The sequence below is a fragment of the Flavobacterium sp. KBS0721 genome (assembly GCF_002007065.3).
GTDB classification, from domain to species: Bacteria; Bacteroidota; Bacteroidia; order Flavobacteriales; family Flavobacteriaceae; genus Flavobacterium; species Flavobacterium piscis.
In genome coordinates, this window is record NZ_CP042170.1 from 4,436,780 (window position 1) to 4,453,163 (window position 16,384).

A 16,384-nucleotide genomic window follows, 5' to 3' on the forward strand; every position below is an offset into this window, starting at 1 on the left:
TACGAATTAATTCTTCAAATCGGCAGCTGTAACCTCTAATACAACACTGCTTTCCTGTCTTGCAGAAGAAATTTTCAAACCTACTTTCATCAAAAAATCTCCCGAAAAAACATTTCCTGATGCTTCAAAAGTATTTTTGGCTTGGGGCATAAGATTTATTTCTTTGACTTCGTATTTTTTTAATGGATCAAGTCCTTCTAATCGTACCAAACTGTAATTAGGATCGGTTAATGGATGCAAGGTATAAGAGAAAACAACCGACTTGGTTTTATCCTGATTCACATACATTAATACCGCTCTGCTTTCTTCATAAGGTGAAATCAATCGGTACAAATCTCCTTGCCAAATTACAGGACTTAACCGTTTATAATTAGCAACAGCTTCCTGACAAAATTGCAATTCGTTTGGTTTTAATCCGCCTACGTGAATATCAAAACCCAGTTTACCCATCATGGCCACATCAGTTTTAAATTTAATGGATTGATTGCCCATAGAAGTCACATGATTACACGTTGCGAGCGCAGGATAAAAATTGGAATATCCCCATTGAATAAAAACACGATCAAACGGATCTGTGTTGTCGCTGGCCCAAAACTCGGTGAAATAATTGAGCATTCCGTAATCGACCCTGCCTCCTCCTCCGGCACAAAGCATCATAGGAAGATCAGGATATTTGGCTTTTATTCGATCCAGAACTTTATACAAGCCTTTTGTGTATTCTATAAACAAATGCGATTGCTGATTTTTAAGATAGGTCGAATAAGCACTGGTCATCATACGGTTACAATCCCATTTAAAAAACGCAACTCCTTGTTTGGTTTGCATGATATCATCAACAACCTTAAAAACAAAATCCTGAACCTGCGGATTGCATAAATCAAGAACCAATTGTGTGCGATAAATATTCTTTTCTCTGTTAGGCAAACTCAATACCCAATCCGGATGTTTTTCGTACAGTTCAGTTTTTTCGTTGATCATTTCAGGTTCTATCCAAATACCAAATTTTACATTGGTTTCCTGCGCTTTTTCCATCAGAAAACCAATCCCATTTGGCAATTTTGATTTTGTAGCCTGCCAATCTCCTAATCCTGATGTAGAACCGCTTCTTGGGTATTTGTTGCCAAACCAGCCGTCATCAAGCAAAAACATATCTACTCCCAATGTTTTAGCATCTGTAAACATATTGGCGAGTTTCTTTTCATCAAAATCAAAAAAAGTAGTTTCCCAGTTGTTCAGTAAAGTAAGGCGTGGTTTTTCGCCATCTTTAAGACCATATTTTCTGGCCCAGGCATGCAAATTTCTACTCGCCTGACCTTTGCCCTGATTTGAAAAGGTATAAATAAAAACAGGTGTTTTGAATGTTTTTCCGGGTTCAAGATTGTATTCTGATGCAAATTCATTAATACCTGAAATAATTCTCAACTCATTATTATTATCAATATCAAATGTATACTTGAAGTTTCCGGACCACGCAATTGTTCCCGCAATTACTTCACCTGTATTTTCTCCTGATTTTGAATTTAATGAAAGAAAAAAACTGGGTGACGCAAACATATTTGTTCGAACGCCCAATTTCGAGTCGATAACCTTAATGCCTCTTGTAAGCTGACTTTCTTCCATTCGAACTTCCTCGACTACATCGCTATAAAATTGTGTCAGCCAATATTGATCTGCATCCAAATGCAAAGCCGATGAAGCATAATTGTACAGCATTACAGCTTTTTTCTCGTTGTGCTGAATTTCTGTCCACGATTCGATTACGTTTTCTTTGTAGAATGTTTTATAATGAAGGTTGACAAAAACCGGATATTGAGGATCTTTTAATTTGATGATAATCTCAGCTGTATTATCCGTTATTTTTTGAATGGTATGATTTTGACATTCTAATTCTAACGAAGGATTTCCGTCGTTATGGGTAATTCTGATAGCGGGTTCGAATAAATTATCGGTTCCAAAAGTTGGGTATGCCGAATGACGTAAATCGATTAAAGGATTCCCATCATTCACCACGAAATTCTTGGTATTTTCTTTGGAAACGGCTTCGTATTCGCTACTATTATTAAGCTTTGTGCCCAAATAAGTCTGATACAATTTTTTGTTTTTACCAACCTTAAGCACTAACGCAGAATTTTGAGTTTCAATCTTAATTAAAGAACTTTCCTGCGCCTGAATAGCTGAATATGTAATGGTCAATAATAACAGTAAAAATTGCTTCATTTTTTTTATTTTTTAAATTAATCTTTCGAGATTTTATTACAATAATTTTAATCTTCTCGCAGATTTGGCAGATTCTTTTTTTATCCTTTTTGATATATCTAAAAAATCTATCACAAAACTTCAGCACTATATCTTAGAAATAAAATAGAAGCTTACAAAATAAATCTGCTAAATCTGCGAGAGAATGAAACGCAGGATTTATATCCGTAAAATTTAATATCCAAAAGGATTATCAACACTATGCATTGGCTCAGTAAACCACTTTGCCCCGTTTTCGGTCATGTAAAAATGATCTTCATGTCTGATTCCAAATTTCCCAGGAATACAAATCATAGGTTCGTTGCTCACGACCATTCCTTTCTTTAATTTTATTTCGCTTCCGCGTACTAAATACGGGAATTCATGAATATCCAATCCCGTTCCGTGCCCTACTCTGTGGGGCAATCCCGGTAAATCATAGTCAGCGCTTAATCCGGCTTCCGCCAAAGTTTTCCTCGCCGCGTCATCTACTGATCCGCAGGAAACATCGATATTAGCCGCTTCAAAAGCAGCAAATTGAACTTTTTGCTCTAGATTCCAAATGGTTCTGTATTCTTCCGAAGGAGTTCCGTAAGCATAAGATCTTGTAATATCAGAAAGATAACCTTCTAATCTACAGCCCGTATCTACAATCACAGCATCGTTTTCTTTTAAAGGCTGAGGAACCGAAACGCCATGAGGATATTGCGTATCATCAGCAAATAAAACAATACAGAAATAAGAACCCGAAGATATTCCGGCCTTAATGTGTGCTTTATGAATAAAATCAACCACTTCGTCTACTGTAATTCCGGGTCTTAAAATTTTAGCAGCAGCGCGCTGAACCTCCATCGTAATGTCTTTTGCTTTTTGAATAATGGCAATTTCATTTTTAGATTTTTGCATTCTACAAGCGGCTGTAATCTCTTGTGCGTTTATAAAAGCGTATGACGTATTGGCTTTTAAAACTCCATCAACTAAAAAATAAGGCGAAGATTCATCAATTGCAATTCTGCCGTATTCAGTGCTTTTATCATTCAATAATTTTCCGAATAAAATATAGGGCGATTCATGTTCTTCCCAACAATTAATATTGTCCTGAACTTTCATGTATTTTTTAAAAGTACCTTCTTCAAATTTTGGCACTATATATTCTAAAGAACCATCATCAAACAATAAAGCACCAACCATTCTTTCAGAAGCATTCCATTTCGTTCCTGTAAAATAATACAGGTTCGTTCCCGCATTCAGGTAAAGTGCCTGAACAGAAAGCTCTTTCATCAAGCCAGTTGCTTTTTTTATGCGCTCCAGATATTCCCCTAACTGAATTGGCTGTACATCCTGAGTTCTGTTTTCTATTTTTTCTAATTCGATTGCAGCAGTAGAACCGCCTATACCAATTGTCATTTTTTTCTGTTTTTAGGTTATAAAGTGCTAATTTAAGATAATTCATAAAAACCTAAATTAAACACATAGAAACATAGCATTACTAAACTTAAAAAGGCGTTTCACTTGCATCAACACACATAACTATGTCTGAGAAACTTGTTTCTTTTTGATTTTCTTTTTTTTTCAAAATCATAAAATCTATGTTTCTATGTGTTTAAATTAATTGATTTGTATTTATAATTATTTAACAAAATTATTCTGTTTTAGGTTTCGTCTGTTTCATTAATTCCAATACACCTTTTTGATCAAGTGCATAATCGTACAAACGCAAAGAAGCCATAAAACCAGAGAAATTTTCTCCAATATCTGAAGCTCCAATGATAATTTTGGCTTTATCAATGGCAGACGATAGCAGCATATTTTGCGAATTATCCAAAACACCATCTACATAAATTTTCTCTACAACGCCATCAAAAGTCAGCACGATATAATGCCATTTATTGGCCTCCGGAATCGTATTGTAACGCATATCAAAATGACCGTCCAGATGTGGCGCAGCTCCGTAGTTGCTGCTATTATAAGCCAAAGCATTGTACGAATTGGCTAAATTAAATTCGTTTCGATCACACCATGATGCCAGAATTTCTCCTTCTTTAGCAACTTCAGGATTTTTAACCCAGGTTGCCACTGTATACGAACCATTCCATGCTAGAGATTTTGGAACTGGTTTATCTAATGTCAATGCTCCACTTTTGAAATGAAAAGCTTTAATGCCGTCTGGTTTTTCTAAAGATATATCTCCGCTTTTTGTGAAAGTTCCACCAATAGCACCTTTATTCGAAATCGTATTTAAGTATGAACTATTTGAAATTTTGCTTGCATCAAGATCAACTAGTAATTTCTTAGTGCTTTTTACTGCAGGAAGTGTTTTCGATGGTACGTTTTTTAATGGTAAAGGAAGATCAAATAAAGAACTATACACTTTTATGTTCCAGACTGCAGGGTAAAGTCCCACTTTTTCTGTACCCAAAACGGTGAGTTTGATATAACGGGCTTTTACATCATTATCATCAATCATTGGACTTCCCGCAATACGGTTTTTAGATTGATCAGCATACAGCAACCAGTTTTTTCCATTTGAAGAATATTCAAGTTTGTATTGGTAATAGTAACTCGCAAATTCAAATTGTGTCATTACTCTTTTTATGGTTTGAACGGTTCCCAAATCGATGGTTAAGTCTTCAGGTGTCGTATTATTCGCCGCTTTCCACATCGTGGCATTATTATCATCTGTAGCGTAAGAAGCTTTATACTCGTAATCGTATTGAGTCGATTTTAAATGATAATAAGATGATGCTGTTGTTTTTGATTCGAAAGCAATATCCTTTGGTACAATAGATTTAACAAGATCACTTATACCTTTACTTGTAGGCACTACTTTTTGTATGGTAGAATCATTTTCAAAAATCATTTTATCAATACAAACCTGTCTCGCCAAACCTCCTCTTGTCATAGGATAATCGTGTTTATGATACACGATGTAATAATCATCATTTTCTTTCAGAACAGAGTGATGACCCGGACCATGAACGGTTTGATCTTCATTGGTACTCAAAATTGGATTGTTTTTCCCCGGAGTAAAAGGGCCGTAAGGAGCATCAGCATAAGAATAACGAACATTATAAGTTTCGTCATGGCAAGAAGCTCCGGAATACATTAAAATGTATTTAGAACCTTTTTTCATCATATAAGCAGCTTCAAACGGCGCGGGAGTTTGCGCAAGCGGAATATTGGTCGAATGAACCATTTCTCCCATTGTTTTTTGGTTTAATTCTCCAACAGCGTATCCGCCGTTATAATGTACCCAGGTTCCCCAATACCCGTAAATTTTACCATCGGTGTCTTTGAAAAACTGCGCGTCTAAGGATGGATAACCTTCTCTTGGATATCCGTTTGAAATTACAGGAACATCTTTTTCGCTTAATTTTTTCCAAGGCCCAACAGGCGTGTCTGAAACATAGCCGTAAATATTACAGCCTATTTCGCAATTTCCAAAATACAGATAGTATTTACCATCGTCTCCTTCTACAATATCCGGAGCCCAAAAATTCGTAATTGATTTTGCTGAAAATGAAGGAATTTCCATAATATAATTGAACCAATTCTTGAAGTCTTTACTATACCAAACTGTAGGCGCGCCAGATGCCAGCATTTCATTATCTGTCGTGGCATAGATATAATAAATATCGCCAAACTTTTTAATTGTAGGATCAGCAAACCAACCCGGCAAAATAGGATTTCCGGCTCCCGGCGTGTTTACAGGGATATCTTTTTGAGCAAAAACAGTTCCTGTAAATACCAGCAAAATAAGACTGTAAAATAGTTTCTTTTTCAGCATTGTAGTTATTATTTATTTGAAGAGTTTTTGTTTATTTTTAAACGTTGGGTATGATTTTTTTGAGACAGCAATTCATTATTGATTTGCAAATCCAGTATTTTATTTTCTCGCAGATTTGGCAGATTTAGCAGATTTTTTTATAAACTCTTGTTTACATTTCTTAAAAATATATAAAAAGAATTAAGCCTTTTTTTGACAGCTCAGTAACTATATCTACAGTAATTAATTTTAAAAAAATATGTTAAATCTGCCAAATCTGCGAGAGAAAATTTTAAACGCGTAGCAACATAGTTTTTTTAATAAAAAAGATATTTCACTTTTAACAAGCGGGACTTCTCCCTAAGTCTAGCGACGCTCAGCCTGACAATTCACAATCAATGAATTCTATTAATATTTCCAAACCAACACATCAGCGGTTTTTATTGCTTTGTTGCCAATAATAACTTTTGCCTTTTCCGGTAAATTCATATTATAAACCTTATCCGAATAATTGACTGCAATACCAAATCCGTCACGATATTCGACCATAATTCCTTCGGGATAGTTTTCTATAAGGGCATTTTCTTTTTGGTACAACTTTCTTAATACTTGTTTTTCAAGTTCACCGTTTTTAGAATCTACACCAATATAAGTTACAGTTCCTTTACCTAAATTACGCGAAATAATCGCAGGTGTTCCGGCATAAAAATCTCCATCGTAGGTAGCCCAAACTTCTGTTTCTTTATTTGGTTTTAATAAATCTCCCCAACTGGTCCAGGCAAATTCCTGATTATTAAATTTAATAACACCAGGAGATTGTGGCATTAATAAATCATAGGATTCTATTTGAGAACCTATTAAATTCCACATTGGCTCATAAAACTTTGCTTCCCAAAGATGTCCCTGACGGTTTTGAATTCCGGATCGGCAACTTAGGATTAAATTCCCTCCGTTTTTTGCATACAAGGTTAGTTTATCAATCATTTTTTGATCAATCATCTGATAAGCAGGTACTATTAAAAAAGGATATTTAGAAAAATTAGTAGTATCGCGAACAAAGTCTACCGGCGCACCAAAAGATTTTGTCGCTCTGTAATATTTTAAAAAGTGTCCAATAGTATTCCACTCTTTTGTTTGCTTGTTTAATTCAATGCCCATTACATTATCCGGATTGAACAGAATTCCTGTTTTTCGCTTTACATAATAATCCGGCAATGTTGCCTTAGCATCATACTTTTTTCGCAGCGTATCGATTTCTTTTATAAACTGACCAAATTCATTACCACCTACCGTTGGCGTTACACCATCGGTACCTACAATACCGTAATGAAATTGCTCATAACCGTATAAAGGCGCTCGAAAACGATAGGTACACGCAAATTTACTTCCGCCGGCAAAAACATGCCACAACCACATGCGAACACTTCCCGGCAACGGCTGCGGGTTAATACTGCCCCAGTTTACTTGTCCCGGCTGTAATTCCATACAACCATACATTCCTTTCAGTGGACGGAAAAAGTCATTCGACATACCAATACTGGTATAATCGCCTAAACGATATCCTTTTGAACCTACTCCTAAACTTCCTCCGTAGACCAAATATCTTGTGTAACAATCAAAATCCAATTCTTTAGACATTCCCACAAAACTTTCATCGTAGTTGGATCTGTAGTTAGACGTAATCCATTGGTCTTTACTTACCAATTTGCGTATGGTAACTGCCTGACTGTCCAGAAAAGTAGCGGTTTCCTCGTCAGCAAATCGATAATGATCTAATTGCGAATGCAGGTTCATTCCCCATTCTTTATGCAACGGAATATTGATCTGACTAAAATCAGAATAAGTGCCGCTCCAGAAATTGTTTCCCCAAGACTTATTTAAGGCATCAATGGTTTTATATTTTGTTTGTAACCAATTGCGATAGCGTTTTTGTGCATCTGCACCATAATCCAGAAAGCGGGAAGGTTCGTTGTCAACCTGCCAACCGATAATATTTTTATTATTACCATATCTTTTGGCCAATTCCCCGATCATTTTTAAAGAATAAGAACGATAATAATTACTTGAAAACGATGCGTGTTGTCTCGAACCATGATCGGTTTTCGTACCATCTTCATAAGTAGCAAGAACATCCGGATGCTGGCGAACAAGCCATACCGGAGGAGTTGCTGTCGATGTACACATAATAATTTTTAAATTATATTTTGCAGCAATTTCAACCGCTTTATCCAGCCATTTAAAATCATAAACACCTTCCTGTGGTTCTAATTGTGCCCAGGCAAATTCTCCAAAATGGGTAAATTCGAAACCCATTTCGGCAATTTTTTTCAAATCACGATCCCATTGGCTCTGATCCCAATGTTCCGGATAATAATATACCCCTACTGTAGTCAGGTCTTTTTTGGGAAAAAATTTATCGAAATTTTGAGCACTGGAATGTAAACTCGCTGCTATTCCGAATAAAACAAATAGCAGTTTTTTGAAAAGATGTTTTGATGACTGTTTCATTCTTATAATTTAATTTGAATTGCTTTTGTTTTCAAGGCAATTTTATATGCTCCTCTTACTTTTTCGTAAGGTAATTTTACCTCCTGATCTATTCTTAAATAAGCATCAGGCGTATACGCTGTTTTAGGATCTAAAGTAATTTTTACTTCACCCGTTTTAGTATTGTAGTTTACTTTATTGAATGTTCCTGCATCTAATGTCAGCCACATTTTTTTTGCCCCAATGAATACTTTAGATTTAGCTGCTGTTGTAATTTCTACTTCAACTTCATCTCCTTTTTCTTTTAAGTTCCCTCCAAAAGCCAGCCAGCCTAAGTCTTTTTCATTGGTTATAAAAGTAGCTGTATTTACCGCATAACCAAAGAATCCGGAACCATAATCCCCAGATAAATAATCGATTCTAAGCGTTTCAGGATAAGAGTGAAAAGCAGATGGGCCGAAACCATCCTCGGTAATATTCGAAATTCCGCCTAATAATCCGCCGTAACCAACTTTTAGTAAATGAAAATCTTCAGGTGTTTTTCTGAATTGTTCCAAAACCGGTATTGCATTCAACGCTGAACCATAATGATGAATCTGACGTTCTACTCTCGACAATTTTCCTCCATATAAAAAGTCCCAATACCTGCGCGCGTTTCCGTTATAAGCCCAGTTAGGCATCGTTGGCATGTACGCTAAAATAGCATCAAGCGTGATCTTTGCTTTGTCATTGTATCCAAAATAATCCGACCACATGTATACTTCTTCCTGACCTGTAGAATCCCAAGGCATTTCGCTTCCAAAAGGATAATTTAGCGTTCTCCAATGATCGGCTCTTGCTTTCATTTTAGCTTCAAGATTATTAGCCATTTCTGTATATCCTTCGGTTTTTAGATCTTTTAAAATCAATAAAAAAACAGTTCCTTCCATTTGTCCAAACTGTGCATAATAAGGAGCCAAAGTTGTCATTGCAATACTGGTTTCATAGGCGTTTTTTAAATACCAGTCCCAGCTGTGATTTGTTACCAAACCTTTGTGGTATCTCGCCAAACGATACATCGTCCAGTGTGCAGCGGCAACGTGTGGGTAATTGTATGATCTTCCCGGATCATCAGATCCTTTTTTGTCCCATGCAGCCCATGTTTTGTAATTTACCTCTTTGCTGTATGTTCCTTCCGGCATTAACGTAGGTTCGTAATAAAAAACACTTTTTTTAACACCGTATTTTAGCGTATCAGCTGTATTGTATTGAATTCCGCCCCACAATGTTTTGTCAACAAATTGCTCTAGTTTTACTATTTCTTCTTTATTGGGTTCGATCAATTGTTTCATAATAGCACCCAACCAGCCTCCTGCTCCACCTTCGTCACTTAAACCTGCAATCCATACACGACTGTCCTGACTTACTTGTTTTTTAGTTTCATAATCATACGAAATTACAGAAGGATTTCTGTGAAAAGGATCATTTTTCTCGTCAAACCATTGCGCGGTTGTAGAGAAATGACCAAAATCTGCCACAACATCTTTTTCAGCTTTTATTACTTTGTAATTAATAGTTTGCTGTAAACCATCTTCATAAGTTACAGTCAATCTGGCTCTGCCCCATTTTTTTCCGTTTACTTTGTATTGAAAATATCCTTTCTCGTTTCTTCCTTTTGCCTCAATTGCCAAAGCGCCTTCCGGTTCAATTTTAAAAGATTTTACTGCTTTTTTGTATTGTAAAAAAAGCTGGCCATCTACATCTTGCGGCAATACATATCCGGGAACTCCTATCGCTACCGGGCGTTCTTTTTCGATTAATGTTTTCTGGATATTTTTAATTTCATCAACCAATACCAATTTCAAAGAGAAATTTTTAGAGGCTCCGGGCTGAAGTGTTAATGAAGAAGGAGTATTCCATTGTTCTGCTGATTTCCATTCATTCTCAGCATAAGCTTTGCTCAATGGCATCCATTCATGAAATCCTTCAAAAACGATACTTCTTGGCGTAGTATCATCCAATAAAGGACGATAAGCTTCAAATGGCATATTTTCCTCAGGAAGTAACAATAATGCCGGACCATGACCGCTTAATCTTTTTACTTCAAGATAACCGGCATCTTTTCCTATATAAGGATCAAAAAATACATTATGGGCATGTGTTTCATCCAGCGATTTTCCTTCAAGAATATTATTAAAAACCATAGGAATTCCTAACGCTCCAATTTCTATTGCTGCGCCTGAAGTATTCGTAATTTCAAAACGCATCACTAAATCTCCGTTTTTATCTTCGTAATAACGTTTTACGCTAAGCGGAGTTCCGGCCGGAAAAGTATTCGAAAGATCTGCCCCCGCCAATGTAGTTCCTGAAACGGCAAGTTCTTTTACCGAAGCACGTTTGGCTGCACTCGAGTAATTTTTCCAGGCTCCGGTCGCATCTTTAATTCTAAAATTAATATCTCCCAATTGGTAAAGTCCGTCTTTATCACGGATCGAAAGTCGCTCACCCGGAGTAAAATCAAAGGTTTTATCTGTTACAGGAGATAAAGCGGCTACGGTTTGAGATGATTTTAATAATTTAAGCTGAAATGATTTGGTGCTCACATTAATGAATCCTTTATCTATCTCCAATGTCGATTTTTCGGCTTTGATTTTATCCCAATACTCCTGCGCTTGCAGATTATTTGAAGCCATTGAGCAACAAATCATCACGGCTAATAATGTTATTTTTTTCATGTTTCTTATTATTTAAAAAATCTAAACAGACTTTATTTATTCTTTTTATTTATACTTTTTAGAGATGAATTTTATTCTAATTAATTCAAGTTGCTAATGACAATGTCATTAAGTTAAAATTTCACATAACCGCTTTGCGATCTTAAAGCAAAGCGCAATTCATAAAGCTTTGTAAACTTTGCGTAATCCTTTGCGAACTTTGCGTAATCCTTTGCGAACTTTGCGGTAAAATTTTATTTTTTGCTTTTTAAAAAACTTAACTTAATGACATGTTCATAAGGATTATACTTATTAAATACCAGCTTGAATTAATTATTTAAAATCAGTCGAAAACTTCCAATTCGTTTTATAATCTTCAGCAACAGGTAAATCTTCCAGTATAATTCTGAGCATTTCAACCGGCATTATATTTTCTTTTAAAACTCGGTCGTGAAATTGCTTTTCTGTCCAACCTTTGGCCAGCAATTCGTTTCTTAAAGCATAAAACTGTAATCCGCCTGTCATGTAAGCAACCTGATATAATGGTGCATCTCCGCTGGCGAAAGAACGTCTTACTTCAGCTTCTGCATTGGCTCTTTCGTGTCCTACTTCGTTTACTAATAAATCAATGCATTGCTGCGGCGTCATTTCTCCCAAATGGTATTTTAATGAAAAAATGATTCGGGCGCAACGGTGAATTCTCCAGAATAACATTCCTAATTTTTGTTCAGGCGTTTGCGGAAATTGTTTGTTCCAAAGGTTGATTTCCCAATACAAAGCCCAGCCTTCCATCCAAAACGGCGTATCAAAAGGCTGACGATACGATTTATAACGACTGTTCATAAAAAATTGCAAATTATGTCCCGGCAATAATTCGTGTTGCACGGTTGCAAAAGAAAAGTTTGGATTATTACCACGCATGCTCATCAGCTTGTCTTTCTGGTCCATATCTTCGGTTGGATAGGAGATGCTAATTTCCCATCCTCCTGTAAAAAATGGATTTATTTTCTGGCGTTCCGGTGTCATCATAATCATTTGCCAGGTTTCTTTTGTCAAATCCGGCAAAGTGATTAAATCTCTGTCTTCGATGAATTTTACTGATTGCTCGTATAAACTTGTAATAGCTTGTGGTTGTTCGCCTGCCGGAACATAAGTATCTTTTACATGTTCCAGTGCTTTTTTCCAATCGTTTCCGTAACCTAATTCTGTCGATGCTTTTATCATTTCTTTCTTGCACCACTCAAATTGGTTTTGCGCCGTAGCAATAAGTTCTTCAGGCGAATACGGAATATATTCATATGACAAACTTTTGATAATAGCTTCTCTGCCAATTGGTTTTCCTATAATACCGCTCCCGTCATCTTTTACGCTGTTTTTAGAATAGTTGCCTCGCAAAAATTCTTCGTAAACTTTAAGTTTATCCGATAGGTTTTTATACGGTTTCTGCATCCACCAGGTAAAATCAGGATCGTAACTATAATAAAATTCATAAGCTTCTTTTAATGATTTCTCGAAAGAAACAACAGATTTAGCGGCTTTATCTGCTGCAAACCAATCTTTAAAAGGTTTATTTTTTAATACCTCTGTTTTTTTATCAATACTAATTCCGGCAAGGTCAAATGCTTTTGCCAATTGACTAGAAACGGGTCTTTTGCCTCTTCTTCTTTCTTTGATAAAAAGCGTAATATCATCTGAAAAATCCAATACCGAAGCGACTTCTTTATAGCCTTTATATTCTATTTGTAAAAAGTAATTTTCTTTATTAATTAGATTTTTCAACAGCAAATAATCTACTTTCCCGTCTTTAGATAAATTTTTAAAATCGATAGCTTTTACTGTTTTTTCCCAATCGGCATAAAACTTTGAAAATCGAACATAATATTCTTCTGATTCATTGTTCGAATAAAAATTCTGCAAGGCTGTTTTATCTGCCTGAAAAGTATTTATAACATCAATAAGATCGTTTGCAAATGAAGGAACTGCCATTGCTAAAAATAAAAAAAGGGTTAGGAAATATTTTTTCATGTTTTTGGTTTGATGATTCTGAATGTTTTTTTGCCACAGATTAAAAGATTAAAATGATTTTTTAATCTGTGCGAATCTGTGTAATCTGTGGCATTATTTTTTAGCTTTTTTTAATAAACTATTTCAGCGTAACATCCAGATAAACCGAATGGCGGCCGTAGCTTTCGTAAAATGGTTTGTACACAATTCCGTCGATAGTAAACTCTAATTTCTTAGGATCGCCCTGTATAGATTTGCTGATATCTTTTACGTCTAATGTTACTTTACGCCAGTCTTTTCTTGGTTCCGGTTCCTGCGCGGCAAGCAATATTGGTCCGTAAAATAAACTTGCGATATTTTGCTGATCCATTACCGATTCTAAATGAAACTGAAATGGCATGCGTAATTCAACTGTATCTCCGTCTTTCCATTTTCGTTTTAAGGTAAGATAGCTTCCCGGCTGTGCTTTTATCTTTTCCTCTTTACCATTTATCTTCACAAAAAATCCTTTGGTTGCCCAATGCGGTACACGAACTTTTATGTCAAATTTGCCATTTCCTTTGATGGTCAATCGAGTAAAATCTTCATTAGGAAAATCTGTTGTTTGTACCATGGTTACCTTTTTTTCTGTCCATTCTAAAGTAGATGCTACATAAAGATTAACATACAATGTATTGGTGTCTGCGCTTTTAAAATAAATCGAATTCTGAAATTTTGTATTACTTTCGATTGCAGTTCCGTTGCAACAAGTAAAACCCGTCATATGGGCATTTCCAAACTGTTTTACTGAACCCGGTCTTAACGGTACGTGATACGTATTGGCAGGACTATCTTGTGCTACAGAAGCCAGAATATGATTGTAAAGACCACGCTCGTAATAATCCATATATTCTGCGCGCTGATCATAAAGGAACAAATCACCAGTTAGTTTCAGCATATTATAAGTCGCACAAGTCTCATTTTGACCTCCTGATGAAAAACCATTTTCGTAAATCGTAGCAGGCTGGCTTATAAAACATTCTGCATTGGCAGGATTTCTTGCTCCGGCAACTCCCCCAATCGTATACATATAATCGTTTACGGTTTTGTACCAAAAGTTATCTGCAACGTTGTAATATTCCGGCGTATTAGAATCGCGGTACATTTCGAGCGCTCCCATAATTTGAGGAATGTGCTGATTGGCATGTAATCCGCGGAAAGTATCTACATTTTTTGCCAGTCCGTGTGAATGTTTTGCATCGCCATAAAACACTTTGATATTATCGAATAATTGAGCTACTTCCAGATAATGAGGATCTTTGGTTATTCTGTACAATCTTGCCATGGCTTCGTTCATTCCGCCAAATTCTCCAGCGATATATCGGTTCCACATGCTAATAAGCGTTTCGGTAGGTATTTTTTTCATACGGGCATACACCCAGTCTCCCATACCTTTGGCTGTTTCAAGTGCTTTTTCGTTGCCGCTTACTTCGTAAACATCCATTAAACCGGCTAGGATTTTATGCAAAGTATAATAAGGTGCCCAAATTTGAGTTTTTTGTCCTCCGTAAGTTGCTCCGTTTTCGAGCATAATAAACTGATCCGGCGGATAGGCACTAATGAAACCTTTACCCCAATTCCAATAATCAGTACGAATACCTTCCGGACTCAAATCTGAATCGTAACTTGTTTTTCCAGGACCAAAAGGAACTTCCGTAGGATCTGACACAGATTTACCTCCGGCTTCCTTTGGTTTTCCTGAAAGCTGTTCTAAATCGTACAATGTATTGACCATGTACTCCATTTTATCCTTAAAATTGGCCTGAAGCGTTTTATCATAACCTGTACTTGCATATGCCTGAGCAATGGCAGTTAAGTAATGTCCGGTTGCATGTCCGCGTAATTTCGTTTCTTGCGTGTCCCAAACTCCAAGTGGTTCTGCTCCTGTTGGCTGTGCTTGTCCAAAAGCATTGCGAAACATGTATAAAAAAGAATCAGGATCTGTGGTGGAAAGTGTTGTGATGAATTTATCGCGGTTCTCTATAAATTTTGTCTGGTTTCCGTCAAGATCATTATTCAAAGACACCTGATCGAGATGAAATACTTCTAGTTTACGTTGTGGTGTTACAGCTTCTTGTGCTGTAATTACTTTTACAAGAGCTTTTGGTTTTAAATCGGTTCCGGGAATGATTCCTGTTACAGTATATTGCCCGGTTTTTAAAACCTGATTATTGTCTGTTGGTGCCGGCCAGATTACGCGCACTTCCGGTCCCTGAACGCCATCTTTGTAAATTCCTTTGATATAACTTGGCAATCGCGGCAGATATCCAACTCCGGTTGTTACCGAAATATCTGAAACGCTGGTTAAATACTGATTGTAAAGTTGCGGACTTGTTTTAGGAAACGACGGAAGATCTTTAGCCTGTTCTTCTCCTGTTTCTTCTTCCTGCTCTTCTTTTAAAGAATTATGATAGATTCTGGCAACTTGTTTGTCATTTAAAGGAATTCTGTAAATTCTAAAATCATGTAGTTTAGCATTCAGAGAAGCACTTTCTGATGTTATTGATTTACCAATATAAAGCACATTTTTATCTCCTGATTTATTATCAAAAATCTGATCTAAATTGAGTGCTACATTTTTAGTTTCGCTTACCTGTACTCCATTCACGAAAGTGGTAATAGATTTAGATGGAATATTGATCACAACTGCCACATGATACCATTTGTCTTTTTCCAGAGCTGTTGCATTTGCTTTGTATTTTGCTCCTGCCCCACTATTTATTTCAGTCTGAAATCCTCCGTTAGTTGCTATTGGTTCAGCAAAAAAATGAGCATTGGCACTTTTTCCAAAATCAAAAAATATTTGTCCTTTTTGTGCAGATCGCAGGAAAATCCAGCCTGTTATACTTACAGATTCTTCTCCTACCAATGCGTCACCCGGAAGTGTTACAAAAGCTTTAGCATCTGACGGTAAAGAGAGTACTTTGCCAAACTGTTCGTCATTTACAAATTTGGCTTGTGATTCCGAAATCTTACCGTGTAAATTATTTCTTGACCAGTCTTTTGCATTTCCGTCAAATATATAGCGCGCTATCAATCCTGTCTCCCCAATTCCGTCTAAAATCTGATCGCCTCCTTGTGCCATTAACGTTGTTGAACAAGATGCCCAAAAACTTAACAATACACAAATAAATAGCCTGTATCTTTTCATAATCTAAAT

The 16,384-nt window shown here is 36.3% G+C and carries 7 protein-coding genes; all 7 read right to left on the reverse strand.

Going from position 1 to position 16,384, the window contains the following annotated elements; genetic code table 11:
- Nucleotides 1–6: 6 nt before the first annotated feature.
- The 7 genes from B0M43_RS18910 to B0M43_RS18940 all read right to left on the reverse strand — a co-directional run bounded on the left by B0M43_RS18910 (nt 7) and on the right by B0M43_RS18940 (nt 16,375).
- Nucleotides 7–2,217 carry an alpha-galactosidase gene (locus B0M43_RS18910; protein ID WP_078007735.1) on the reverse strand — a complete coding sequence of 737 codons (2,211 nt, stop codon included), beginning with the start codon at nt 2,215–2,217 and terminating at the stop codon, nt 7–9.
- A 213-nt stretch (nt 2,218–2,430) separates the two neighbouring features.
- Nucleotides 2,431–3,642: a Xaa-Pro peptidase family protein gene (locus B0M43_RS18915; protein ID WP_078007736.1), complete on the reverse strand. Its 1,212-nt coding sequence runs from the start codon at nt 3,640–3,642 to the stop codon at nt 2,431–2,433.
- 235 nt (nt 3,643–3,877) lie between these two features.
- Nucleotides 3,878–6,022: a family 43 glycosylhydrolase gene (locus B0M43_RS18920; RefSeq protein ID WP_078007737.1), complete on the reverse strand. Its 2,145-nt coding sequence runs from the start codon at nt 6,020–6,022 to the stop codon at nt 3,878–3,880.
- A 387-nt stretch (nt 6,023–6,409) separates the two neighbouring features.
- Nucleotides 6,410–8,509: a beta-galactosidase gene (locus B0M43_RS18925; RefSeq protein WP_078007738.1), complete on the reverse strand. Its 2,100-nt coding sequence runs from the start codon at nt 8,507–8,509 to the stop codon at nt 6,410–6,412.
- Between the two features lie 2 nt (nt 8,510–8,511).
- The gene (locus tag B0M43_RS18930) at nt 8,512–11,202 is read right to left on the reverse strand and encodes a DUF5695 domain-containing protein (protein WP_078007739.1); all 2,691 of its coding nucleotides are present in this window, start codon (nt 11,200–11,202) and stop codon (nt 8,512–8,514) included.
- 312 nt (nt 11,203–11,514) lie between these two features.
- The gene (locus B0M43_RS18935) at nt 11,515–13,206 is read right to left on the reverse strand and encodes a DUF885 family protein (protein WP_065448424.1); all 1,692 of its coding nucleotides are present in this window, start codon (nt 13,204–13,206) and stop codon (nt 11,515–11,517) included.
- Between the two features lie 118 nt (nt 13,207–13,324).
- Entirely contained in the window at nt 13,325–16,375 is a 3,051-nt protein-coding gene (locus B0M43_RS18940) for a beta-L-arabinofuranosidase domain-containing protein (RefSeq protein WP_078007740.1), read from the reverse strand.
- Between the last annotated feature and the right edge of the window lie 9 nt (nt 16,376–16,384).

Bases quoted from the DNA above. Each gene is read 5' to 3' on its own strand.
- B0M43_RS18910 (WP_078007735.1), bottom strand. From the start codon at position 2,217: ATGAAGCAATTTTTACTGTTATTATTGACCATTACATATTCAGCTATT.
- B0M43_RS18915 (WP_078007736.1), bottom strand. From the start codon at position 3,642: ATGACAATTGGTATAGGCGGTTCTACTGCTGCAATCGAATTAGAAAAA.
- B0M43_RS18920 (WP_078007737.1), bottom strand. From the start codon at position 6,022: ATGCTGAAAAAGAAACTATTTTACAGTCTTATTTTGCTGGTATTTACA.
- B0M43_RS18925 (WP_078007738.1), bottom strand. From the start codon at position 8,509: ATGAAACAGTCATCAAAACATCTTTTCAAAAAACTGCTATTTGTTTTA.
- B0M43_RS18930 (WP_078007739.1), bottom strand. From the start codon at position 11,202: ATGAAAAAAATAACATTATTAGCCGTGATGATTTGTTGCTCAATGGCT.
- B0M43_RS18935 (WP_065448424.1), bottom strand. From the start codon at position 13,206: ATGAAAAAATATTTCCTAACCCTTTTTTTATTTTTAGCAATGGCAGTT.
- B0M43_RS18940 (WP_078007740.1), bottom strand. From the start codon at position 16,375: ATGAAAAGATACAGGCTATTTATTTGTGTATTGTTAAGTTTTTGGGCA.